This is a genomic window from Trueperella abortisuis (assembly GCF_030811095.1).
Lineage (GTDB): Bacteria > Actinomycetota > Actinomycetes > Actinomycetales > Actinomycetaceae > Trueperella > Trueperella abortisuis.
Genome location: NZ_JAUSQL010000001.1, coordinates 1,893,673 through 1,915,322 on the forward strand (window position 1 = coordinate 1,893,673; position 21,650 = coordinate 1,915,322).

Annotated in this window: 27 protein-coding genes and 2 tRNA genes; 9 read left to right on the plus strand and 20 right to left on the minus strand. The window is 59.6% G+C overall.

All coding sequences use genetic code 11. The features are described 5' to 3' along the window. Window positions 1–172: 172 nt before the first annotated feature. From J2S45_RS08540 to J2S45_RS08595, 12 genes are all read right to left on the minus strand, one after another. The gene (locus J2S45_RS08540) at window positions 173–754 is read right to left on the minus strand and encodes a hypothetical protein (protein ID WP_307635110.1); all 582 of its coding nucleotides are present in this window, start codon (window positions 752–754) and stop codon (window positions 173–175) included. Continuing rightward, the gene (locus J2S45_RS08545) at window positions 751–1,008 is read right to left on the minus strand and encodes a hypothetical protein (protein ID WP_307635111.1); all 258 of its coding nucleotides are present in this window, start codon (window positions 1,006–1,008) and stop codon (window positions 751–753) included. The genes J2S45_RS08540 and J2S45_RS08545 overlap by 4 nt, the downstream gene beginning before the upstream one ends. A 146-nt stretch (window positions 1,009–1,154) precedes the next feature. After that, window positions 1,155–2,528, minus strand: a complete 1,374-nt coding sequence (locus tag J2S45_RS08550) for a DEAD/DEAH box helicase (RefSeq protein WP_307635112.1) — start codon at window positions 2,526–2,528, stop codon at window positions 1,155–1,157. Continuing rightward, a complete protein-coding gene (locus tag J2S45_RS08555; protein ID WP_307635113.1) occupies window positions 2,509–2,790 on the minus strand; it encodes a PDDEXK family nuclease in 282 nt (93 codons plus the stop codon). The genes J2S45_RS08550 and J2S45_RS08555 overlap by 20 nt, the downstream gene beginning before the upstream one ends. Before the next feature lie 12 nt (window positions 2,791–2,802). Beyond that, window positions 2,803–3,036, minus strand: a complete 234-nt coding sequence (locus tag J2S45_RS08560) for a DNA cytosine methyltransferase (protein WP_307635114.1) — start codon at window positions 3,034–3,036, stop codon at window positions 2,803–2,805. Window positions 3,037–3,376: 340 nt separating this feature from the next. Further along, window positions 3,377–6,562: a phage/plasmid primase, P4 family gene (locus J2S45_RS08565; protein WP_307635115.1), complete on the minus strand. Its 3,186-nt coding sequence runs from the start codon at window positions 6,560–6,562 to the stop codon at window positions 3,377–3,379. Window positions 6,563–6,597: 35 nt separating this feature from the next. Next, window positions 6,598–6,681, minus strand: a tRNA-Val gene (locus tag J2S45_RS08570). Window positions 6,682–6,750: 69 nt separating this feature from the next. Further along, complete coding sequence (locus J2S45_RS08575) at window positions 6,751–7,386, minus strand: hypothetical protein (RefSeq protein WP_307635116.1); 636 nt, start codon at window positions 7,384–7,386, stop codon at window positions 6,751–6,753. A 16-nt stretch (window positions 7,387–7,402) separates the two neighbouring features. Next, complete coding sequence (locus J2S45_RS08580; protein ID WP_307635117.1) at window positions 7,403–8,245, minus strand: hypothetical protein; 843 nt, start codon at window positions 8,243–8,245, stop codon at window positions 7,403–7,405. Further along, on the minus strand, window positions 8,242–8,559 hold the full coding sequence (locus J2S45_RS08585; protein WP_307635118.1) for a hypothetical protein: 318 nt from the start codon (window positions 8,557–8,559) through the stop codon (window positions 8,242–8,244). Before J2S45_RS08585 ends, J2S45_RS08580 begins: the two co-directional genes overlap by 4 nt. Window positions 8,560–8,582: 23 nt before the next feature. Beyond that, window positions 8,583–9,191: a hypothetical protein gene (locus J2S45_RS08590; protein WP_307635119.1), complete on the minus strand. Its 609-nt coding sequence runs from the start codon at window positions 9,189–9,191 to the stop codon at window positions 8,583–8,585. Further along, entirely contained in the window at window positions 9,191–10,285 is a 1,095-nt protein-coding gene (locus J2S45_RS08595; protein ID WP_307635120.1) for a pentapeptide repeat-containing protein, read from the minus strand. The genes J2S45_RS08590 and J2S45_RS08595 overlap by 1 nt, the downstream gene beginning before the upstream one ends. A gap of 108 nt (window positions 10,286–10,393) precedes the next feature. Between J2S45_RS08595 and J2S45_RS08600 the strand changes: the two genes are divergently transcribed. Then, on the plus strand, window positions 10,394–10,990 hold the full coding sequence (locus tag J2S45_RS08600) for a hypothetical protein (RefSeq protein ID WP_307635121.1): 597 nt from the start codon (window positions 10,394–10,396) through the stop codon (window positions 10,988–10,990). A gap of 41 nt (window positions 10,991–11,031) precedes the next feature. On the opposite strand, the gene J2S45_RS08605 is transcribed toward J2S45_RS08600, so the two are convergent. From J2S45_RS08605 to J2S45_RS08620, 4 genes are read right to left on the minus strand one after another with little or no spacing between them, the layout of a single operon-like run. Then, window positions 11,032–11,226 (minus strand): hypothetical protein, encoded by a 195-nt coding sequence (locus tag J2S45_RS08605; protein ID WP_307635122.1) that lies wholly within the window; start codon window positions 11,224–11,226, stop codon window positions 11,032–11,034. Between the two features lie 2 nt (window positions 11,227–11,228). Then, on the minus strand, window positions 11,229–11,456 hold the full coding sequence (locus J2S45_RS08610) for a hypothetical protein (RefSeq protein WP_307635123.1): 228 nt from the start codon (window positions 11,454–11,456) through the stop codon (window positions 11,229–11,231). 14 nt (window positions 11,457–11,470) lie between these two features. Next, on the minus strand, window positions 11,471–11,686 hold the full coding sequence (locus J2S45_RS08615) for a hypothetical protein (protein ID WP_307635124.1): 216 nt from the start codon (window positions 11,684–11,686) through the stop codon (window positions 11,471–11,473). Next, window positions 11,683–11,916, minus strand: coding sequence for a helix-turn-helix domain-containing protein (locus tag J2S45_RS08620; protein WP_307635125.1), 234 nt, complete (start codon window positions 11,914–11,916; stop codon window positions 11,683–11,685). Before J2S45_RS08620 ends, J2S45_RS08615 begins: the two co-directional genes overlap by 4 nt. 135 nt (window positions 11,917–12,051) lie before the next feature. On the opposite strand from J2S45_RS08620, the gene J2S45_RS08625 reads away from it, so the two are divergent. The 3 genes from J2S45_RS08625 to J2S45_RS08635 all read left to right on the plus strand — a co-directional run bounded on the left by J2S45_RS08625 (window position 12,052) and on the right by J2S45_RS08635 (window position 13,958). Further along, window positions 12,052–12,450: a helix-turn-helix domain-containing protein gene (locus J2S45_RS08625; RefSeq protein WP_307635126.1), complete on the plus strand. Its 399-nt coding sequence runs from the start codon at window positions 12,052–12,054 to the stop codon at window positions 12,448–12,450. Window position 12,451: 1 nt separating this feature from the next. After that, on the plus strand, window positions 12,452–13,270 hold the full coding sequence (locus tag J2S45_RS08630; RefSeq protein ID WP_307635127.1) for a KilA-N domain-containing protein: 819 nt from the start codon (window positions 12,452–12,454) through the stop codon (window positions 13,268–13,270). 205 nt (window positions 13,271–13,475) lie between these two features. Continuing rightward, window positions 13,476–13,958, plus strand: coding sequence for an ImmA/IrrE family metallo-endopeptidase (locus J2S45_RS08635; RefSeq protein ID WP_307635128.1), 483 nt, complete (start codon window positions 13,476–13,478; stop codon window positions 13,956–13,958). Here the strand turns inward: J2S45_RS08635 and J2S45_RS08640 are convergent, their stop codons facing one another. Beyond that, a complete protein-coding gene (locus tag J2S45_RS08640; RefSeq protein ID WP_307635129.1) occupies window positions 13,959–15,227 on the minus strand; it encodes a tyrosine-type recombinase/integrase in 1,269 nt (422 codons plus the stop codon). It abuts the gene before it with no gap. On the opposite strand from J2S45_RS08640, the gene J2S45_RS08645 reads away from it, so the two are divergent. Further along, window positions 15,212–15,344, plus strand: a tRNA-Arg gene (locus J2S45_RS08645). The two genes, J2S45_RS08640 and J2S45_RS08645, sit on opposite strands and share 16 nt — an antisense overlap. A 47-nt stretch (window positions 15,345–15,391) precedes the next feature. Here the strand turns inward: J2S45_RS08645 and J2S45_RS08650 are convergent. From J2S45_RS08650 to J2S45_RS08660, 3 genes are read right to left on the minus strand one after another with little or no spacing between them, the layout of a single operon-like run. Then, complete coding sequence (locus J2S45_RS08650; protein WP_307635130.1) at window positions 15,392–16,465, minus strand: hypothetical protein; 1,074 nt, start codon at window positions 16,463–16,465, stop codon at window positions 15,392–15,394. Beyond that, the gene (locus J2S45_RS08655) at window positions 16,462–17,121 is read right to left on the minus strand and encodes an ABC transporter ATP-binding protein (RefSeq protein ID WP_296930667.1); all 660 of its coding nucleotides are present in this window, start codon (window positions 17,119–17,121) and stop codon (window positions 16,462–16,464) included. Before J2S45_RS08655 ends, J2S45_RS08650 begins: the two co-directional genes overlap by 4 nt. Continuing rightward, window positions 17,121–18,152 (minus strand): peptidoglycan-binding domain-containing protein, encoded by a 1,032-nt coding sequence (locus J2S45_RS08660; RefSeq protein ID WP_307635131.1) that lies wholly within the window; start codon window positions 18,150–18,152, stop codon window positions 17,121–17,123. Before J2S45_RS08660 ends, J2S45_RS08655 begins: the two co-directional genes overlap by 1 nt. A gap of 115 nt (window positions 18,153–18,267) precedes the next feature. Here J2S45_RS08660 and J2S45_RS08665 point away from each other — a divergent pair, with 115 nt between their 5' ends. From J2S45_RS08665 to J2S45_RS08680, 4 genes are all read left to right on the plus strand, one after another. Then, window positions 18,268–18,573 carry a hypothetical protein gene (locus tag J2S45_RS08665; protein ID WP_307635132.1) on the plus strand — a complete coding sequence of 102 codons (306 nt, stop codon included), beginning with the start codon at window positions 18,268–18,270 and terminating at the stop codon, window positions 18,571–18,573. A gap of 26 nt (window positions 18,574–18,599) precedes the next feature. Further along, window positions 18,600–19,349, plus strand: coding sequence for a hypothetical protein (locus J2S45_RS08670; RefSeq protein WP_307635133.1), 750 nt, complete (start codon window positions 18,600–18,602; stop codon window positions 19,347–19,349). Window positions 19,350–19,493: 144 nt separating this feature from the next. Beyond that, entirely contained in the window at window positions 19,494–20,243 is a 750-nt protein-coding gene (locus tag J2S45_RS08675; RefSeq protein ID WP_307635134.1) for a hypothetical protein, read from the plus strand. A gap of 344 nt (window positions 20,244–20,587) precedes the next feature. Then, a complete protein-coding gene (locus J2S45_RS08680; RefSeq protein WP_307635135.1) occupies window positions 20,588–21,571 on the plus strand; it encodes a LacI family DNA-binding transcriptional regulator in 984 nt (327 codons plus the stop codon). Window positions 21,572–21,650: the final 79 nt, after the last annotated feature.

Sequence of the window (21,650 nt, forward strand, 5' to 3'; positions counted from 1 at the left end):
CTGGTAGGCGAACCATGCGGACACGAAAGCCCCACCGATTGAAAAGATCATGAAGATGACGCTCACTTTTCCTCCTCGTCTTCGTGGGTGCCGTGTTTGGTGCAGCTAGGCCGGGCATAATGCTGTTCGGTCATGGTTTTCCTTTCATTGATTGAGTTCGGCCTTCACCGCATCAATAAGCGCAGCCTGCGTCGTGTCCTTCTTTCGGATAGAGAGGGGTCACGTCCTCAAGTTCGGACCAGTGCGCCTTGAACTCTCCCTGTTGGAACGGCCATTCCCACATGCCTTCACCGCCGGGTATCCATAGCCCGATCGGCTCTGTGTCTGCGCAAAGAGGGTGACTGGCGAGCACGGCTGGTGCGTCGAGCCAGTCCGGTTCAGGGTCTGGCAACGGGTCGAGCGTGCGGAATACCGGCGCGAGGTCGGGGTCGATCTTGATGTCGCACTGTGCGGTGTATTCCTTCAGCCCGGAGTCATAAAATTCCAGAAATCGATCGCCTTTGGGGATGACCTGCCCCGGTTTCACTTCGTGCGCGAGTTCCCATGCGAGGTCGAGTGCTTCACTTGCCGTAACGGGCGCAGACGGGTCGAGCGCGAAATCACGAGACGCTACTTCTTCGTCGCTCAAATAGCCCCCCCTCGGGGTGATCCAATACTGGCCGCCGTCGTTTATTTTCATGACCCGGAGGCCCATCGTCTCGTGGGTCGCCGTCGCGCCGACTGGCGCGTTCTCAAAATCTTTAATCGTGCTCATTTCGTCTCCTTGTCCTGTGGGTAAATAACTGTGAGTGGTAGCAGTCGTGGGCTCGTGACTGGGGAGTAAACCATCGTCGCGTCGGTGCGCGCCCAATACCTGTTGCCGCGTTTTTCTTCCGGGGTGGCATGCCCGGACAGTATGCGGAGTTGTGCGGCGATGCCGTCGCCCATGATGACGACCGCGTCGAGTGGGAGAGCGTTTTCGTCCCAGCCCGCGTGGTGTTCGCCCTCAAGTGTCATGTTTTTCGTCATTAGTGCTGCTCCTCGATGAGTTCTTCTAACAGGGTTGCGATGATTGGGTTCATTCCTGGTTTTCCTTTCGTGTGCAGTAAGGGCATGTGATTAGCCGGAGTGTTTTCGAGTCACGGACAACCCCAGACCCGCGACACTTACGACAACTACTGCTGGCTGTCACGGTGTGCCTCCTGTGCTAGTTCTGTTTTGACCGCTTCGACAAGCGCGGCCTGCGTCGTGTCCTTCTTGTCGAGTGAGGCGAGGACTCGGGCGTCGATCGTGTCCTCGGCGACAAGGTGGGTGATGGTGACGGGATGTTGCTGGCCTTGCCGGTGCAATCGCGCATTGAGTTGCTGGTAGAGCTCGAGGGACCAGGTGAGGGTGAACCACACGAGTAGGTGTCCGCCCGCTTGGAGGTTCAGGCCGTGCCCAGCCGAGGCGGGGTGGATCAGTCCGATCGGGATCAGGCCCTTGTTCCAGTCCTCAAAATCTTGTGCTGTGTCTAGTAGGCGGGCGTTCGGGAAACGGTCCTTAATCCTCGCAAGGTCATGGGTGTACCAGTAGGCAACGAGCAGGGGCTGGCCGTTGGCTGCCTCCACGAGGTCTTCGAGGCCGTCGAGTTTGGCGTCGTGCACGTCGACCCATTCGGCGCTGGTGGGGTCGGTGTAGATCGCTCCGGCGGAAAGCTGGAGGAGTTTACCGGCCAATGTGGCTGCACTGGAGGCGTCGATCGTTTCGGTGTTGATGTGGGTGACGAGGTCGCGTTTGAGGGTGTCGTAGGTGGCGCGTGCTTTGGGCGGTATGGCCACCGCATGATTCACGAAAATTGCTTCTGGGACGTCCAAATAATCCTCGGCGGTCATAGATATGGTCACTGGTCTGATCGCTTCGTAGATCGCGTCCTGTGCACCCTGGCGGGGTTCCCACCCGACCGGGCGGCCATACACGTATGTGGTCGGCTGAAAATAACGCTCACGGTATGTGGTGATGCGGGTGCCGAAGATCGACGGGTCGATGAGTTTGTATTGGCCGAAGAGATCTAGGAGGCCGTTGGGTGTGGGTGTGCCGGTCAGGCCGATCATGCGGTGGATGTGTGGACGGACGCGGCAGAGTGCCCGGTTGCGTTTCGAGGACGCGTTTTTGAAGCTGGAGAGTTCGTCGATGACGACGGTGTCGTACGGCCACGCATTGCCGAGGGTCTGGACGAGCCAAGGGATGTTCTCGCGGTTGATGATGTGCAACGGGGCAGGATCCTCGAGTAGCGCCTGGCGTTTAGCTGGCGAGCCGGTGAGGACCACCGCATCAAGCCCGGCCAAATGATCCCACTTGGCAAGCTCTGCCGGCCAGGTATGAGTGGCGACGCGTTTGGGGGCGACGACAAGCACTTTGTGGGCGAGCTGGTTTGCCAGGAGGCTTGTGAGGGCGGTGAGGGTGATGACGGTTTTCCCGAGGCCCATGTCCAAAAGGAGGACGCTGTTGGGGTGGAGGAGGATGTGTGCGATGGCTTGGCGTTGGTAGTTATGCGGTGCGAATCGCATCGAGGGCCTCCTGTATTTGGTCGGGGTGGTCAATGATGAGGGCGGTAGCTCCAAGGGCGTGGAGTTGGTGGATGCGGTGTTGCTGGATTGGTCGTGGTTGTTGCCCGGGGGCTTTGACTTCAATGAAGCCGACATGCCCGCCGGGGAGGATCACGAGCCGGTCGGGGACTCCTGCGGTGCCGGGGCTGGTGAATTTCCAGCACAGCCCACCGGCGGCGTGGACTGCCCGGATCAGGGCTTGTTCGACGACGGTTTCACGCATAGGGGTTCCTTTCTAGGCGGCGAGAGTGTTGGCTGCGATCGTGTAAAGGTCACGTGCGGCGGGCGGGGTGACGGCGTTGCCCCACATCCGCACCTGCTCACGGCCATTTCCCACGGCTTGGTAGTGGGCGGGGAAAGCCATGCCGAGTTTGACCTCGTCTGGGGTGAGCATCCGAAAATAGGTGTCCTCAATGCGTGGCGTAGTCCAGCTGGTTGTGAGGGCGTATCTGTCGGTGGTGGTGATCATCGTGGGGTCTCCTTTATGAAGGGTGGGTTGGGGTGCCTGAAACGGACGCGCTACAGGTGCTACAGATGTTTTTGAATCGGTCGTGAATATATGGTTTTTACTCTCTAACCTGTGGATAAGTGGCACATATTCTGTGGATAACTCTTTTTCTTTATGCGCATAGATTTAGATCTATCTGTAGATCTGTAGCGGTCGTTAATGAAATAGCTAGATAGCAACGAAAAGTGGGCACTACAGATCGTGAAAAAATCTGTAGCGATCTGTTGCATCTGTAGTGTTCCACTACAGATCCACTACAGATCCACTACAGATCAATCCAGGCATCTGTAGTGAGCTTGCATTACTCATCGAGGGCCTCCTGGAGGGAGTCATCCGGCAGCGACAAGCCAACATAGAAACGCGCCCTATGGCCGACCTTGTTTTCGACACCTTCCCGCTTCATGCGCCTGCCGAACACGATCGGGGCCACCGGCGTGTACCCGTTCTGCTCACACCACCGCTCGTAGGCTGCCCGCACCTTAGGGACAGGGGCCTGGAAGAGGTCCTTGTTGGTTTCGTGCAGGGTGCATACTTCGGTGAGGAATTGGCGGACGGTATTCTGGTCGGCTTCGTAGTCGACGGTAGCCCTTGTGACGGCGGCCGGGTCGGGTAGGCCGTGCGTGAGGTAGTCGAGGGTGCCGTTGATGACCCATTGCAGGATGCCGGGAGCCTCCTGGAGTAGTTCGTTTTCGAGGTTGGGGTTTCTTTCTGGTTTGGGGACGACGTAGAGGAAGGGGATGAGGCGGACGCGGCGCCATAGGGCCGGGCTACCGCCGCCGGGGGTTTCGAGGGTGGTGTTGGTCAGGGCGACGATGGTGTGGGTGGGTGTGAAGGTGAAGAAGTCTTTGCCCATGAAGCGGGCGGTGAGGGTGTCGCCGCCGGTGAGTTCTTTGGTTTTTGCTTCGGCGATGCGTTGTCCTTCTTCGAGTTCGGAGACGACGGCGAGGCGGACGCCTGAGAGTGCGGCGATTTCGGTGGGGTGACGGTTGGTGGCGGTGAGGATTTCGGCGGGGCTGGTGGTGGAGTAGCCGGTTTGGCCGGTGCCGAGGATGGTTTGGAGGACGTTGAGCATGGTGGTTTTGCCGTTGGCTCCGGTTCCGTAGAAGAAGGGGAGGAGTTGTTCTTTGGTTTGGCCGATGATGGCTTGGCCGAAGAAGCGTTGGATGTAGGTGATGAGGTGGGTGTCGTTCATGAAGATTTGGTCGAGGAATTGGTTCCAGCGGGGTGTGGGGCAGTTGGGGTTGGGTGCGGTGGTGGTGGAGCGTAGGCAGAGGGTGTTGGGGTTGGGTGGGGTGAGTTGGCCGGTGTGGAGATCAATGGTGCCTTTGGGGGTGTTGAGGAGGTAGGGGTCGGCGTCGTATTGGGTGATGGAGGTGTAGATGCCTTGGGTGTTGCGGGCGAGGGCGAGCATGGCGCGGATGGCGGTGTTGGAGAGGGAGTGTTTGCGGTGGGTTTGGTCTGCTTTGTCATCTACTGGGAGGTTGCGGGCGAGGTGGCGTGCGGCTTCGATTGCTTTGGCGTCGCCTCCGTCGAGGTCCCATTTGTGGCCGTCCCAGTGCGCCCATTTGCCGTGTTCGTTGATGTATTTGAAGGTGGGCGTGTAGGTGTCGGCGAAGCGGAGGGCGTTGCCGTCGTCGGTGCGCGTGTAGGTGTCGGGCTCTGTGATGGTCGGCGTGGGCGTGGCTGCAGCCTCAGGCACAGTGTCAGTGTGAGTGTCAGTGTCAGTGTGAGTGTGAGTGTGAGTGTCAGTGTGTTTGTGGGTGATCCATGCGTCCAACCCGGTCGTGTCCCGCACGTGTTCAGCCTGCCGGCCGTAGCCCTCCTTGGCGAGCTGCTTGGCTGCGGCGGTGTGGTTACCGTCGTGTTCGAGGACAGTATTATGCGAAACGAGACCTTCAGCGATAAAGGTCCTAGTGTCGGTCATAAATGCGGCAACTTCCCGTTCTCCAACGAATTTCACGCTTTTCACGGTTGCGTTGGGGACGGCCTGGGTCCAGGCTCCTCGACCAACCCAACTACGTTTGTCTACGAGGCGGGTAGGTTGGAGGGACCCTAAGAGGCGCATTCCTTCTCCAATGGTCTGAATGAGAATGTTGATAACGCCATCGTTTTGGTGCTGCTTGATATTGGGCTGGAACCCACGTTCTTTGAGTAGAGCGATTGCTTTTTGTGCTATCGGGCCATCTTTTTGGGAGAGTCCGACATTACCGCGGGATGTCCAACCTTCGCCGTCATACATTCCGGAAAGCCAGCCGCTATCGAAATCGTTCGCGGTTTCCCACGTGCCGTCGATTAGCGTGCTGATGCGTTGGCCTTTACGTAGGTTTTGCGTTTGGATCCAGCGCATGTTTCCGCCCTTGCCGGCTGATGAAGCAAGCCATGGATGTTCATCTGTGCATACGATCTTGAGTCCGTTTTCAAGCTCTAGTTCATAACAAGGCAAAATGCGGGTTTCTGCTGCTTCAACTGTTGCGACTCGGAGTTTTCTCTTTCCGTGTTTCTGTGTGGGGTATTCATCGATTCCAACGAGTTCATCACCTTCTTTTACGGTTCCTGCTTCTACCCACGTGAGGTCGGCTGTCAGGATTTTAGTTTCTGGCGCGACACAGTATGCCCCGAATTTTGTGTACGGGGTTTCGGCCTCGAAGGCGGTGGAGGTGGACCATATGTAGAGGCGGTCGCGGTCGGTGGCGTGGCCGGTGGAGGCGCTGATGCCGGTGGTTTTGCCGGGGCGGCGCCAGAAGGTTTCGTTGCCGCGGGTGAAGACGGGGGCCCAGCCGTGGGGGGTGAGAATATCTGCCCAGGTGGTGCGCGTCTCGTAGTCATCCCCGGGCGTGACACCAGTGTGCGGGTCGCGTACTACCGGGGTTTGTGTGGGTTGTGGTGTGGGTGTTTGGTCGAGGGTGCGGAAAACGGTGAGGAGGTCGTCGAGCTCGTCGAGGGTGAAGGTTCCTGCGGTGGTGGGGCCTCCTTGGAGGAGGCTCCATGCGCCTTTGCCGGTGTGGTGGAAGTGCTCCCCGTCGAGGGGTGCGACGACGCTGTAGCCGCCGTTTTCACGGGTCTCAGCGAGAACGCGGCCGTCGGCGGTGCGGGCGAGCTTACGGTTACCATGGGTGTTGTCGGGGGCGTAGATGTACCAGTGGTAGCCCCCGGTGGGGGTGGTTTCCCACCAGCCGAACATGCGGTGCCAGAGGTCTGCCAGGCCGGAGTCGTTGGCGAGGGTGATTAGGTCAGTGAGGGTGTTGGCGGCTTTGCCTTCGAGTTCGATCATCATCAGGCCGCCTGAGATGTGGCCCATGATGACACCGATGCCGTATTCGCCGGTGGCGAACCATGTGTCTATATCGGTGCTGGCCAGGCGCTGGGTTTGGAGGTTTTTCCAGCTGATGGCGGGCCTTTTGTCGCCACGTTCCGGGTCATATTGGAGAATGGGGACGATGGAGATGCCAGCCGCGTAGAGCTCTTTTGCTCTCTGGTATGTGTTCAACGCTTTTTCGTCCTTCCTGTTGTGGTTGTCGAGTTTGGTGGCCGTGCCCGGATTCGAACCGGGATCTTCCCTATCCGTTTTGTGCGCGCGGTTGCTCTACCTCGTTTAGCTACACGGCCGGGGTGCCCGCATGGGGTCCAGCTGCGGGCTGGCTGGCCGCCCCTGGTGTGGGGGCGGGGTTCTTTTGGTTAGTTGTCGCGGATCGCGGCGATCACGGACGGTTCGAGGCCGGTGGCGATGGCGATGGCGGTGTCGTCTAGGCCGACCGCGATGAGCTGGCGGGCCTTGGTGACGGCGTTATCCGGGGACGGTGCCGGTGCCGGTGCTGGTGCCGGTGCTGGTGCCGCAGCCGGTGCCGCAGCCGGGGACGGTGCCGGTGGGGTGGTGTTGAGGGCACCACCAATGTTCGAACGCGGCGTAATCACATACTCATAAAGCTTGACCGCGTTGAACTTGGGTTTCTTCTCGTTCGGCTTCTCACCCCGGTAGGTGACGGTCATCGTGTTGCCGGGTGCGAGGGCGTGGTCGGCGTCCAGTCCAGTGTCACGGATCGCAGCCAGAAGCGCCTGCTTTTGCTCACCCCAGGTCTTGATGTAGATCTTGCCAAGCTCGTCTTCACCGTCGTCGGTTTTGTTGCCGGTGGTGACGGTGATGACGATCTGCATCTGGGGTTTGCCGTCTTTCCAGGTCTTGGGTTCCTGCGTGGAGAAGTCCATGACTTGGCGGGATTCGGCGGCGACGATGGTCCCGCCGAGGGTTTCCCCAATGGTGGTGGGCTTGAGGGTGACTCCTTCGCCGCCGGCGAGCAGAGCATTGAATGACATAATGGGTTTCCTCTTTCTATTGTTGGTTGGTGCCCAGCAGGGCGGTCAGGTTTGTGGTGCCGTCTGGGTTTTTGTGCCAGTCGGCATATTTGGGACAGTCCCAGCAGCCTTTGGCGCGTGGCAGGCTGTTGATCCACGCGTCCCTCGCCTCGGTGCTGATGGTTTCGAGGGCGGCGAGGTTGGTGGCGAGCCGGTTAGCGCGATCGAGTGCGGCTTGGGCGATCTCGGGGCGGTATTGGTCGACCCAGACGTAGCCGTCGCCCAGGGTCATGGCGTTGCGGGGCATGAAGTACACGCACACATGGCTGGTGGGGTGGCCGGCCTCGTTCCAGCCCTTGGCATACAGGTGTGCCTGGGCCTCATATTTGGGGCCTGGGCTGGCGGAACTACGCACTTTGTTAAGCGTGCTGGTGCCGACGATCTTCCAATCCACCGTCATCCCCGCGCTCGCGGTGTCGTATTGGGTGGGCATGTACAGGTCAGTTGAGCCGGTGATGTCAACCCCACCGATTTGACCCACTGTTACTTTTTGTTCGCACCAGAACACCGGCCCGCGCCCCCGGTTTTCTTCCTCCGCGTTGATGGTGGTGAAGAGGTTTTCGAGGTAGGCGTGGACGCAGGTGCCGATGAAGGGTAGCCAGGCCACGCCGGGTTCGTGTTTGTCCCAGCCGGCGAGTTTGGCTGCTAGGCAGTGGTCGCACGGGTCCCCGATTTCGGATGGGCCGATTCTTTTTTGTAGGGACCTGGGTTGGTGGGTGATGTGGTTTTCGATGAGGGTGCGGATTTGTGTCATGACCTCCTGCTGTGTGGTGGTGTCGGGTGGCACGATGGTGGGTTGGAGCCCGATCGTGGTGGTCATCGGATGCTCACCGTTGCTTGTGCCCGGTACTCGTCCAACTGTGCCGGGGCGATCATGGCCTGTGCCTTGTCCTGGTCGAGTACGATTTCTTGCCGGTAGAGTTGGGGGAAGTCAGCCACGGGGTAGGCTTTGCGGACTGTGTTCCAGTTGATGCGGCCGCGGACCATGGTGACCTTGTGGCCGTCAATTTCTCCGCCGTTGGGGAGGGCTTGGGCGAGCTGGGCCTTAACGGTGTCCATTGCGGTTTTGATGGCGTCGGCCTGGGCTTTGAGCTCCAGGTAGGTGCGCATTAGCGTGGCTGGGGTGGGGTTCATGAGTGGTGTTCCTTCCGTTGGGGTTAGATGTTGGGGTCGATATGGGCGTGAGTGTTGGTGCGGGCCCACACACGGACGGTGGCGACGAGGAACTCGAGGCGGCCGGCCACCCGGTCACGGGTGACCTTAGGCCGGCTGGTGGTGAACATGACCAGCTCGTTGTCTGCTAGCCGGTTGAGCAGAGTGTCGAGTAGGTGGTCGAGTGCCTGGTTGTAGTCGTCGTTGTCTTTGAGGCGGGTGCGCATGCTCACCGTGTGTTCGGTGGGGTGGAGCATGTGCTGCGGGGGCGGGGCTTGGGTGAGGTCAGGCAGGTGGGTGTGGTTGTCGACGATTTTGGCGATGGGGACTTGGCCAACGATGTCGGTGAGGCTGCTCTGCTCTCCTTTGGGTAGTTCGGGTAGGTGGGCGACTATGCCGGACCATAAGGCGGTGTGACGGTCCGTGTACAGTTCGAGTGCGCTGGTCAGCCGGTACTGGTTGGCCTGGCAGTGGTCGAACAGGGTGAACGCACTGTGACGCAACCGGAAATCCAACGTGTCGGGGATGGACCGGTCGGGTAGTGGGATTTCGATGGTGATGGGAACCAGCTCACGCCGGGAAAACACATGCACCGGCTTAGGGGTAGCACCCATCACTGCTCCGCCTCCCCAGCCTCGTCACTGTCCCACTTGTCGGCCAGTCTCTGTATCAGGCCGTGGTGGTGGAGCATATGGGTCGCACACATGTCAATGATGGCGAACAAGAGTGGGCGACGGTGTTTGATTTCGTCCCCGGTGGCTTCTGGCCACCCCTCATCCCGGTTAGCCAGGCGGAATAGCTCATCGACGGTGCCCTCCCAGCACCCGATTTTCAGGCGCCACCCGGTGGGGGTCGGGATCAAGGTCGCTGCATAGGGGTAAAGGCCCGTGATTTGCAGGACGCCACCGGCGGCGGCCGCGAGGTTCGTGCTCCGCAGGTAGACGCCGTCCAGGTTAGCGTCCGTCAGGTCAGCATCTTGTAGGCAGGCTTCCGTCAGGCCCGCGTTTCGCAGGTTAGCTAGCCGCAGGTCAGCGGCCCGCAGGTCAGCACCCCCCAGGCTGGCGCCCTGTAGGTCGGCCCTCTCCAGGTTAGCGCCCTGTAGGTTAGCGTCCGTCAGGGCAGCGGCCTGTAGGTTAGCGAACGTCAGAGTAGCCAACCGCAGGTCGGCTCTCCGCAGGTCGGCACGCCGCAGGTCAGCGTCCCACAGAGTGGCTTCCCGCAGGTTGGCGCCCGCCAGGTCGGCACTATGTAGGTTCGCTTTACGCAGGACAGCACCCACCATGACGGCTTCCCACAGTTCGGCGTCCATCAGGGCGGCCTCCGTCAGGTTGGCATCCCGCAGGTCAGCGGCCCGCAGGTCAGCACCCCGCAGGTTGACGTTTCCCATGTCGGCGTCCGTCAGGTGGGCACAGGTGAGGTTGGCGCCTTGTAGGTTAGCGTCAACCAGTGTTGCCTTTTCCAGGAAGGTGTGCTCCAAGGTGGCGCCGCGCAGGTTAGCACCCGTCAAGTCAGCCCTTTCGAGCCGGGCACTTACCAGGTTAGCGTTGTGCAGGTTAGCACCCGCCAGTTTAGCGCCCCCCAGGTCAGCGCCCCGCAGGTCAGCACCCCGCAGGTCATCCACTGAAAGGCAGTCCGAGAGCACCTCGACTGTCAACTGCTCACCCTTGTGTGCGTCTTTCCAGGCTTGGATTTTCTCCGCGTACATCATCGTGTCACCTCCTGTTTGCCGTAAGAGATGGCGCGGGATAGTAGCTCAGCTACGATCTTTTGAGGGTTCATTTTGTGTTTTCCTTTCGGGGTTGGATGAGGAGGAAGTGTGGGTTGGGTCAGTGTGCTCATTGCTGGCGTCTCGGCTGGGATCGCTTTCGGGGCGGTCGTGGTCGCACTGCGCGCTAATAAGATCGCGAAGGATGGTAACCAGATCGCTCAGCGGGCGCAGGGCACTGCGGTTGACGCGAATCGCCTGGCTGTACAGGCCAACGAGATAGCTCGCGACGCGAATTTGATCGCGCAGCGGTCGGTTAATATCGCTGAAGACCAGACTGATTACATCTGGGCTGTCAAGTTCGATCATGATAAGTCCGTCGCTGTTGTCCGCAATGATTCCCGCTTCACTGCTCGTGAAGTGACCGTTGTTGTCCGGTTTGAGGATTCGACGGCGGGTGAGGGTAGGGCCGATGATCTGCCCGGTTTCAGTGAATTTGTTTTCCCGGTTGATGGCGTGCGTGAGGCACTCGCTAAAAAGCCACCTGCTGGCGCTAGTAGCAGTGGTGGTATTACGGTCATTCGTTCGTGCCCCTCGGTGCCGTTGACTGCGTGGATTGCGTGGCTGAGCGAGCTCGGGGTGCGCCGTAGTTGCCGCGTCGAGTTCCGCGCGTCCAATGTGAAGAAAGGCAAGGGTCGGATCTGGTGACTGTCCGCGAGTGCGGGTGAAGGTGTGCACGGGGGTGGTGTTCATTCGTGGTTGGCCTCTTCCTTTTTGAGCCATTCGGTCTCCTTGCGGTCGAGCGTGTTGAGGGCGTGGTGTGTGATGGGCATGAGTGCGGCGCTGGTGAGGCAGAGGGCGATGTAGGTGGCGCCGAGTGGGGCGGCGCGCCATGCCGCGATAGTCCAGGCGATGGTGGGGAGGACCCACAGGTAGCGAAACACGGCTAGCCCTCCATGATCTGGTTGAGAAGGTTGCGGGCCTTAGACAGTTCGGTGATGGTCTGGTCTAGCTGGGAGTCGAGGTTTTCGAATGCGGTTTCTACGCCTGGGTAGATGGATGAGGTGGCGAGCTGGTAGTTGCCGAGCTGTGCGCTGAGTTCGGGTAGGACTTTGGTGTGTAGGGTGTGGACGTGTCGGGCGAGGTAGGCGAGGGTTTCACGGTCGGGGTTCATGGCGTGCTTTCTTGCTAGGCGTCGGGTAGGAGGTTGATGAAGTCGGCGAGTGCGTCTTCGGGGATCAGGTAGTCGTAGCCGCGGCCGCGTGGTCGGCCGCGTTTGGCTGCGAGTGGCGGGTATTGGTATTCGCCGGGCTCGTAGTCTTGGGCGATGATTTTTTTGAGGGTTGGGATGGGGATTGCGAGGCGTTCGGATGCTTCAGCCAGAGAGAAAACACGAGTGCTCATGCCGCGTCACCGCCTTGGCGGGTGTCGTATTCTTCTGCGCGGCGCATGAGTTCTGATGCGGGGACTCCAAGCACCTTGCTGGCTTTTTCTAGTTCGGTTGTCTTGAGTGCTCGTTCGCCGTTGAATGCGCGGGACAGGCGCTCGGGGTATGTGCCGATGAGGGCTGCGAGGTCGCTGATTTTGATTTGTTGCCGTGTTGCTTCGGCTTTGATTTCGAGTTCGATACTCAAGGCTCCACCTCCTTCGGTCTAGTGTTCTATTTGGAACAGATAGCTTAAGGTTAGGTTCTAAATAGAACTATGTCAAGCTTTTAACGCCTTGGTATTTTTATTGACGCACGATTCCCTAAATGGAACAATCGCAGCATGGGACGCAAAGCACTAGAAATTGGCGAGATAGAGCGGATTGCCATCTCGAACCTCGCGCAAGTATTTGAAGAATCTACCCTCACACACCAGGTGGTCGCGGATCGAGCCGGGATTTCGCGTAGTGGGGTACTCAAAACGCTCGCAGGTCAGCGTGCGACGTCGGTGAGTGAGTTCGTTGCCCTATGCCACGCCCTGGGCCTCACCCCGTGGCGTGTGTTGCGCCAGGCTGAGGACGCTGTCCGCGCCCAGGCTGACGACGCGCGTGCCTACACTGCTGAGGCTGAGGCGAAGCTTCAGGCCGTTCTCCAAGGTGGCTACGTGCCGGCTGCTCGCCATCACGAGCCCGACCCGTATGAGGGGGTTGGGGAAGAAAACCAAGACGAGGAAGAAAACTAGCATGCAAGAAATCATCCAGATCGACGGACTCAACATCGGAGTACAACCACAATCCGGTGAAGATTTCATCTCCCTAACCGATCTCGCACGTAAGAAAACAGACGACCCAAAAATCGCTATTGCTAACTGGATGCGCAACCGTAACACCATCGAACTACTCGGCATCTGGGAGACCGTCAATAACCCCGATTTTAAAGGTATCGAATTCGATACCTTTAGAAAGCAAGCTGGGCTGAACTCCTTCACTATGACCCCTACTAAATGGATTAACTCCACCAACGCTCGAGGAATCAGAGTCAAGCGGGGCCGTTACGGTGGGACGTTCGCCCATGTTGATATCGCACTCGATTTCGCGACGTGGATCAGCCCAGAATTCCGCCTCCGCGTCTTCCAAGAATACCGACAGCTCAAAGCCGACGAAACCAGCAGGCTCAACCTCGAATGGCAAAAGAACCGTCTCTTTTCTGCACTCAACTACCGTATCCATACGGACGCGATCAAAGACTCGTTACCTGAAAATGTGTCATCCCAGCTTGCGAGGCTTACCTATGCCCAAGAGGCAGACGTGCTCAATCTTGCCGTGTTTGGCATGACCGCGAAAGAATGGCGAGATAACTGCCCCGGTTCGTCTGGGAACATGCGCGATCATGCTTCGGCCACGCAGCTACTTGTGTTGAACAATCTTGAGGCGATTAACGCGATGCTTATTAGGCAGGGGGTGGGGCGTGAAGAGCGCTATCGGCAGCTCTTTGAGGTTGCTCGTCAGCAAGAGAAGAGTTTCGAGAATCTTAAGCAGTTGCGTGACACCAATGAAAGCTAGCCATCTCTGTTGAAGCGTTGACTTTGTCGAAGCGTTTCCCGTGGGGGATATAGTTAAAGCCAGCTATCGTGCCGTCCTTGCGGACGACCCGAAGAGGATACCGACCCTCTTATCACTGGCAGTTCTAAGTATCCCCTAGGCTGATCGTGCGGGCAAGGCCCGCCTGTATCTCTTTTGTCGGAGGTGGCCCGTATTCTCTGGTGGTATGAGTGAAGAGGAGCTGATCCTAGCCTGCGCACGGGTCGGCGTGCATGTGGTGTTTGTGCCGTTTCCCCTGGCGGGCGCCTACTACCATGATCAGGGGCTGATCGTTATCGATTCTCGGCCTTCTGCGGCCGTACAGCGGGCGGCGTTGGCGCATGAGTATGTTCACGCCACTTTGGGGCATGATGGGCCGCAGGAGGCGCACACAGAGGCGCGTGTGGATCGGCGAGCGGCCTGCCTGCTGGTCTCACCCGCCGAGTACGTCCTGGCTGAGCGTCTCTATGGGTGTGATGTTGGGGCGATTGCTGAAGAGCTCGAGTTGCCAGTGTGGGTGGTGGCTGCTTACCAGACATGGCTAGCTACGCAGCCCCCCGAAGCCCTTTCTGACATCTCGAATCTGAGGGAATCTGCAGCGCCCGACGCTCTGGGCGATGCGCATGCCGACGAGAGCCTACTCGAACCTGCACACTCTCCAGAAAGCTAACTACTCGCCGATTTGTAAAAGGTCTCCGACGGCCGCGAGCGCGTCCCGTTTCATATCCGAGCCTACGGTCATGTATCCGCGTGAGGTCACAATCGATGAGTGGCCGAGAATCGAAGTGATGATTTGGGGATCTACATTAGCGGCGAGCAGTAGGGTGGCGGTGGTGTTTCGTGCTTCATGTAGCACGTACGGCTTTCCACCGGGCTTACTAATGCCCGCGGCGTCTTGCAGCGCGTACCATTCCGCACGATCCCGCGTAGGCGTGCGCAGGTCACCGTCAGGCGCCGGCCACACCAGCCCATACGGTGACTCCGGGGCGAGGTCACGCCAGCGAATCAAAGCCGCCTGCATTTCAGGAATAAGCGGAATGACGCGGTGGCCGGCTTTCGATTTCGGCCGCACCAAATGATAACCATCACGCAGGCGGCGGGCCTCGTACCCATCAGGCACGCGGAAAGTATCGCGCTCGCGATCACCGTAAGGCAGTGACTGGAGCTGCCAGGAAACCTCCAGCTCCCCGCCCGTCAGGTCTACCGCATCCCACGTCAGGCCGAGGGCTTCACCCTGCCGCATACCCTGCAGTAACGCGGCGAGCCAGCGTGTACCCAATGGATCGGCGCTCGCGGTGCGTACCAGGCCGACCGCTTGCTCGAGGGGGATTGCGCCACGGTCGGAGACTGCTTCGGTGGCGATCTTCGCCAGCAGAAAGCTATCGGTCACGGTGTAGCCCTCGGCGCGGGCATCGGTGCAGGCTTGCCGCCACACGCGTTGCGTGTAGCGAATCGTAGTAGTCGATAGGCCAACCTCGCGCATTCGGCGGGCAAGGTCGCGCACATGATGGGCTGACAGGTTCGCGAGTTTTTCCCGCCCGTATTTTGGTAGTACCCATTTTTCGAGCTGCCCGGCGTCGGTGGCGTAGGTTTTCGGGCGTACCCGTGTTTGTCGGTCGGCTAGCCATATGCTGATCCATTCTCCGACGGTCATCGCATCCGACACAGTGAGCACAGACTCCCCCAGATTCACGGCTTTGATTTTGTCGGTGAGTTTTCGCCACGCGGTGTCTTCATCGCGTGATGAGACCGTGTACCGGCGGCGCTTCCCGTTGGCGTCGTATCCGGCTTCGATGACGCCGCGCCAGACCTGCCGGGGTGAGTCCCAGTAGAAAGAGCCCTGGCCGTAGCGAAGCCGGTGGGAGACTTTTGGACGTCGTTTCTTTGCCATGCGATCCTCAATTAGGTGTAGCCATTGGTGTAGCCATTCGGTAAACATCGAGTGGATATCTACTAGCAGTAAGAATAGCAGAATCAAGCCATTTTCCGCCCGTTTTCAAGCCGTTTTCTCTGCCTCCGGAGCAGAAGGCCGCAGGTTCGAATCCTGTTCGGGGCACTCCCCCTCGTCCGCGCAAGCGCGTCGCGCGCTCGTCCCATTGGTTCCTAGGCCGTGCGCAAGATCGACACCGGGTCTCGATTCACGGCCCACGCAATCGGGATGAGCGCGGTCAGCGAGGAGGTCATCACCATGACAAGACCGACGGCGATCGTGAACTGCGGCGGAATCGGGCTCAGCCAGGCGCGGGCGACGACGTCGGCCGCCACGCCCGCGAGCGCCGCCCCGAGAGCTATGGGAAGCGTCACCCGTGCGAGCGTCAGCGCGGCAAGGTCGATCCGTGTGATCCCCAGCGCGCGCCGCCGCCCCAGGAGCCGGCGGTACAACAATACGTAGGCGAGGGATACCACCGTGGTGAGGAAGCTTCCGAGTCCGATGACGGTCAGCAGGATCGACCTCATGTAGCTCGCGAAGTCCCCCGATGTCACGCGGTCGACGATCGCCAGCCCTGAACTCTCGAAGGACAGCTCACCTGGCGTCTCCTCGCCAGCATATGATCGGATCGCCGCCTGGATGGACGGCACGGCGTCAATGGTGTCAGCCATGATGACAAGGCTACGCATATTCGTAAGCTGGCTGTCCTGCACGACGACGGACTCAGCGAAGGCCTCGTAGCCCTCCCGCGCCTTCGCCCCGGCCACCACGGCAAACTCCTGCCCCGCGCCTGTGCGCACGACGCCGGAGGGTACCTCCCAGCCCAGCTTGCCAAGGATCGACTCGTCGATGGCGGCCTCGCCGTCGGCCGGCAGGCGCCCGCGGGTCAGCGCGAGCGGCACCGCGGCGTCGGTCACCCTCCACGCGGTCGTTTTTGCCCCGGGCACGGACGCGTCCGCCTCGGTAACCTCTCCCACTCCGATCACCGATTCCACCCCTCGGGTCGTCCGCAACAGCTGGACCACCTGTGCGTTCAAGAGCTTGCCGGTGGCCTCCCGGACGGTGAGGACCCGCGCCGAGGGATGGTTGAGCTGGTTTTCCAGTGCTTCGCGCTGGGCCACCTGCTGGCCGGCGGTGAGCAGCGCGCCCACCGTCGCACCGAGAGAGACAACGAAGAGGAGGAGGGTGGGGACCACCTGCCGGCGCGCGTCACGCCAGGCTTCGCGTAGCAGCTGAACTAGCTTCACATCTCCTCCCCCACGCTCACGTCGAGCACGTAGTCGCACGACTCGATGACGAACGGATCGTGGGTGGCGACGACGACGGTGCGCCCTGCTTGCGCGGCCTCCTGGAGGAGGGAAAGGATGATCTTTGCGTTACCGCGATCGAGGTTGCCTGTCGGCTCGTCCGCAAGGATGATGGCCGGGCTGTTCACGAGCGCGCGAGCCACCGCGGCACGCTGGCCCTGACCTCCGGATATCTTGGTCGGGCGTTTATCCTCGAGGCCGCTCAACCCGACCTTTGCGAGAAGATCTTTGCCTCGCCCCACGAGCTCGCGATAGGTGGCACCGACGTACAGGCCCGGTTCTACGACGGAATCGAGGATGGGTGAGAAATCGTCGAGCTCGGAGTCTTGAAAGACGAAACCAATGTTGCGCGCCCGAAAGGCGCTACGTTGAAAGTCGCTCAGTCCGCTGACGTCCCGATCCCCGAAGGAGACCAGCCCGGAGCGCGGCTGAAGCATGAGGCCGAGGATATAGAGGAAGGTTGACTTCCCGCAACCGGACGGGCCAGTGAGGGCGGTCAAGGCTGCGGGGGAGAATTCGTAGGAGAGCCCATCGAGCACGTTGGGGGCGTTCTTGGCGTACGCGAAGCTCACGTTCGCGGCGCGTAGCGTATCCATCAGCTCTCCTCGCCGAAGACACGAATCTCGCTTCCCGCATCGATCCCGTTCACGACGGCGAGGCCCTGGGACGCGCCGAGCACCTCGACGTCGTGGCGAGTGCCGGTGGCGTCGACAACATAGGTGGCGCCGGAGGCGTCCGTCATGATGGCAGATCGCGGCACGAGCGGACCGGTGACCTGGGGCACGATGTCGATGGTCGCCTGAAGCTCGCTTCCGGGCGCGAGCCCCTCACAGTCGGCCTCGCACAGGGCGCCGCCGCCGGGCCCGCGGATCTCAACTTCGTAGGTGGAGGATTCTTCGTCCTTTCGGCTCTCGCCCACCTCCCCGGTCCATTCCTGCTCGCCGGAAGTGAGACGAACGTGAGCCTCGGTGGGCAAAAGAGCCTGCTGGGATTCGTTAAGCACGAGGAACACACGCGGGGTGCCGGCCGGCGCGAACACGAGCGTCTCTCCCCCGGCAAGCAGTGCGCCCTTCTTCAAGACCTTCCGGTCGAAGGTGAGTTGAGCGGGAAGGTTCGGGCCGGCAACGAGTTGCCCGAGCTGAACCGTTCCTGTGATGGGCTGACCCGTGGCCTTCTGCCACGCACGCACGTTCTTCTCCGCGATCGGACCGAAGTCGCTGTCAACAGCTCCAGGGAAACCTAGCGTGTTCAGGAAGGCGTTGAGTTGTTTGACGTCCGGGCCCTTCATGCCAGGCGAGAGGTCACGGTAGAAGGGGACATCACCCGGGACGAGTACGACGGGGAGGTCGCCGATCTCGTACAGCGTCTGACCGGCGGAAAACACCTGGTCGTCTGCCACGTACGTTACGACACCGGGGAGCACGTTGGTAGCGAGACTGACACTTTCCACATCAACGCTAGCGGCAAAGCTGAGGCTTCGACCCACGCTTCCCGTCTCCACCGTGACCGTCGCGGGCTCGGCCTCAACCGGCGCTGCCTCTTCATCCCGGAGAATAACGAAGCCCGCGCCAAAGCCGAGCCCGCCAGCGACCAACACGGTCAGGACGAATGCAACGATTCGGCGCATCGCGCACCCCTATCTTTTCGATCGGCAACATATTTCGGTCAAAAGCACTTTTCCAACAGAATAGTATGTTACCTTAATCATACCCGTCAGGTGTTTCAAAGATAGGAATTGAACCATGCACATCAAAAAAGCGATCATCGCATTTTCTGCCTCTCTCGCATTGGCACTGAGCGTCGCTTCTCCAGCGGCAGCGGCTTCGCGTAGCGGAACGGCGACCTGCCCAGCACGGGTTGTCGGCGGCATTTCCGCCTATTCCGAGCAGCGAACTCCCAGTAACTACATGTATTTAAAGGTTGGCACCGTGGTCAAAGACGGCACGGGTCACAGCCGTTTACAGATCGATACAAATTACAAGAGAGCTTTTTGGTATGCCCAAAGCGAGAGCCTCCGTAAAGCCGCCGGCTTCTGTAATCCACGCTAGTAGCATTTAGAAGGAGAAACAGGCGGATGTACAGCTTTTCGCGTAGCCGCAGGACTGTACGCGTGGTGGGTGCCGCGCTTGGCACGCTGGCGTTGCTCGCCGGATGCGCCGTGTCCGACGAGGGCGCGGCCCCCACAACTCAACCCGGAAATCCCCGAGACGTCACCCAATGGTCGCCGTCGGTCGTGCCAACGAGCGCCCCCGTCACAGAAGACCAGCAAGAAAAATCCCGGCTCGAACAGGTGGCACAAATTCTCGAGATTTACGATCTGCCCATCCCCACTTCTGAATCCGAACTGCCGCCGGTTGTACGGCGCGTGAACTACGAGGACTCCGGCCCGCTCATCGCGCAGTGCCTGACCGACAACGGTTTCGCAGCCACGTCGGTTGGAGGCACCATCACTGCCAACGGGGTCACTGACGAGCAGACAAAGACCTACGGAAAGGTCCGCGCCGATTGCACTGCCAAGTACCCAGTCGACGCCAAGTACGCGCAGGAGTGGAGTGCCGAGCAGTGGAAAGTTTACTACGAGTACCTCGTGGGTTATTACATTCCGTGCGTGGAATCCTTCGGCATCTCAATCGACAAGGACAACATCCCACAGGAGCAAACTTTCATAGAAAGCGCCCTCTCTGGAGGAGACATGTGGAGTCCCATTTCCGAATGGTTCGACAATCCTGATTATCGCGATTTGAAGAACGAGACGACACCAGAAGGTGCCGAATTGGCGGAGGCATGCCGGCAAACACCACCAAGTAACAAGCTCTTCGGCTAGGCGTGAGCTCCCCGACGTTCGCCCAGACAAACCGATAGGGTGTCAGAAACGCTCACCTGTTTCTACCGGCAGAAAGGGCCTTCGCAGGAATAACCACATTTGAAGCAACCGTACGGACAGCGACGTTGAGGGACCCATACGACGATGTTTAGCTTTTCGAGCAGCCGCAGGACTGTACGCGTGGTGGGTGCCGCGCTTGGCACGCTGGCGTTGCTCGCCGGATGCGCCGCGTCCGACGAGGGCGCGGCCCCCACAACTCAACCCGGAAATCCCCGAGACGTCACCCAATGGTCGCCGTCGGTCGTGCCAACGAGCGCCCCCGTCACAGAAGACCAGCAAGAAAAATCCCGGCTCGAACAGGTGGCACAAATTCTCCAGGTTTACGATCTGCCCATCCCCGTATCTGAAGATGAACTCCCGCCGGTTGTACAACGCGTCAGCTTTGAAGAGTCTGAGGTACTTATCGCGCAATGCCTGACCGAAAATGGCTTTCCTAGTTCGCCGACCGGTGCAGGCATTCACACCGCCGGCTTGCTTCCAGAACAAGAAAAGACCTTCGGCAAAGCATATGGCGATTGTGTTGCTCAGTATCCGCTCGACGCAAAATATAGGTCACACTGGAACGCTGACCAATGGAAAGTACAGTACGAATATCTTACCGAATACTACGTTCCGTGCGTCGAATCCTTCGGTATCTCGATCGACAAGGACACCATCCCTGAAGAACGAACCTTTATCGAGTCTGCGATGTCCGGTGAAGACACTTGGCACCCAATCCTTGAGTGGACACAAGATAACGAATACCAAGAACTTGCCAATAGTGATACACCGGAGGGAGCAAAACTAGCGGAGGCATGCCGGCAAACACCACCAAGCAACAAGATCTTCGGCTAGTTCACCCCTCCTATTGACCGCCGATCGGGTCAGCGTCGCGCCGTACCGCTGATGACAGTTGTGGGTGGATGAAAGGACGGCGGGCAAGTCGATCGATCACGTATCTCAAACAAGGTATTGGTGTGCGCAAACCTCCAGCTGACGGCCGGGGCGTCTGGTGAAGGATGAGGAACACGATCCACGATCTTTTCAGCGATAAGCGAGAGAGCAGCCCAAATGCTGTCATGTTTCAGATAGTTACCTCGAGTAGAATCAGATACCTAGGATCAGCACGGCAATGAGTCTCTTGCCCGATCGGCCGTACGAAAATGGAGGTTTATCTCATGGCGTCGAATAGGCCGACTATGGCTGATGTTGCCAGGATTGCCGACGTTTCCAAAGCAACTGTGTCGCGGGTCCTCAAGGGCAACTACCCGGTATCGGAAAACACCCGGAAAGCTGTAGCCGACGCCATGCAGAAGCTGAATTACACGCCATCGCATCAGGCATCTGCTCTGGCTACGGGCAGATCAAATATCATCGGCGTCCTCATCACCGAACGATTCGATCTCTTTTTTGAGGACCCAACGTTCCGCACGATCATTCGGGGGGTGCTGTCCGCGTTGTCGTCGTCGCCCCTCGTTCCCGTCATGTTGCAAATGACGAATCGGGACGAGCAAAGTAAGGCAATCAATCTCTTCGAGAACGGCATGTTAGATGGAGCCATACACGTCTCGCCGTGGGGTGACACGTCACTGATCGATGTCATGACGCAACGAGGATGCCCGATCGTCGTCTGCGGTCAACTAGCTACGCAGTATACGGGCCGGAAGATATCCGCCGTCTACACGGACGACCGAGTCGGTGCCAATATGATCGCACGTTACCTCAAGGACAAATCCGCCGAGCGCCCCTGCGCGATCCTAGGAGACGGCGATCAGCCGGCATCCAAGGATCGCCTGGCAGGGTTTCGCGATCAGTTCCCCGTCCTCGACTATCGTGGCCGTGTTTTCCTGGGCGACTGGACCAGCGAGACCGGACGTGCCGGCGTCAAGGAATTCATTGCCCACGGGGTGAGTTTTGATTCCTTGCTGTGTGGCTCGGATGCGATAGCACGAGGCGCGATCGAAGAACTGCACGCTCGCGGCATCTCAGTTCCACACGACGTGCTCGTGACAGGTTACGACAACGCGAAGATCGCAACGGGCAATCCCGGCATTACAACCGTTGCCCAGCCTATGACTGATCAAGGTATCGAGGCGGTCGCAGCCCTGACGCGCCTGCTTGATGGCGGCACACAGGAACGAATCGAGCTTCCAGTCGAGCTTGTCCTTCGACAAAGCGCATAGGGAGCAGGCGCTGGCCCTTTCTGTTGTGGAAGCTCGCCGTTGGTTCAATGTCGCCCTCATTGCCACCCTGTTTTCACTG